1 protein-coding gene is annotated in these 483 nt (G+C 44.9%); it reads left to right on the forward strand.

All coding sequences use genetic code 11. The features are described from left to right. Positions 1–125: 125 nt before the first annotated feature. Positions 126–483, forward strand: a 358-nt coding sequence (locus tag M3194_RS30830) for an IS110 family transposase (RefSeq protein WP_251657956.1), incomplete at its 3' end; no start/stop codon positions are given.

A 483-nucleotide genomic window follows, 5' to 3' on the forward strand; every position in this document is an offset into this window, starting at 1 on the left:
GGGCAGCATTCCTATAATGAAGAAATACGAGGTTTGAGAAACAAAAAGACTCCTTGGTATGATGTATGAGGGTCCCAGATGCTCGCCAGCGACCGGATCCAAATACAAACCAAGGAGACTACAAAATGAATTCTACTCAAAATGAACGTATTAATCAAATTACTTCTTCTACCTTAATTGTCGGTGTAGACATCGCTAAATTCAAACATGTCGCTCGAGCACAAGACTACCGAGGAGTCGAGTTCGGGAAGTCAATTACGTTTGAGAACGACCGTGAAGGCTTCGAAATGTTCGTTAGCTGGTTCAGAAAGCTTGCGACGGAGAAAGGGTTCCAAGACGTCATCGTTGGCATGGAACCGACCGGTCACTACTGGCTGAACCTGGCCCATTTTTTAAGAGAACAGCATGTTACGTGCGCTGTGGTTAATCCGCTCCACGTGAAGAAAAGCAAAGAATTGGATGACAATTCACCAACCAAGAACG

Source organism: Paenibacillus glycanilyticus, from assembly GCF_023715145.1.
GTDB classification, from domain to species: Bacteria; Bacillota; Bacilli; order Paenibacillales; family Paenibacillaceae; genus Pristimantibacillus; species Pristimantibacillus glycanilyticus_A.